Source organism: Streptomyces sp. NRRL B-1347, assembly GCF_000720325.1.
GTDB lineage: Bacteria > Actinomycetota > Actinomycetes > Streptomycetales > Streptomycetaceae > Streptomyces.
Map to the genome: position 1 here is coordinate 1 of NZ_JOJM01000292.1, position 377 is coordinate 377.

1 protein-coding gene is annotated in these 377 nt (G+C 71.6%); it reads right to left on the reverse strand.

The window, feature by feature from the left end:
- The coding region (locus IG74_RS47380; RefSeq protein ID WP_158858151.1) for an acyltransferase domain-containing protein at positions 1–377 on the reverse strand (377 nt) is incomplete at both ends.

Genomic DNA, 377 nt, shown 5'->3' on the forward strand with positions numbered 1-377 from the left:
GATCTCCTCCACATGCGCGGAGTGCGAGGCGTAATCCACCGGAACCCGGCGGACCCGGATCTCCTCACCCTCCAGCTGCGCGACCATCTCATCCAGCGCACCCGCGTCACCGGACACTACGACCGAACCGGGGCCGTTGACCGCCGCGACGGATATCGCGCCGCCCCACGCGGCGATACGCTCCCGGGCCTGGTCGACCGGAAGCCCGACCGACACCATGCCACCCCGGCCCGCAAGACCGGCCGCGATCGCCTGCGAGCGCAGGGTCACCACCTTCGCCGCGTCCTCCAGTGAGAGTGCACCCGCCACACACGCGGCCGCGATCTCGCCCTGGCTGTGGCCCATCACCGCGTCCGGCTCCACACCCACCGAACGCC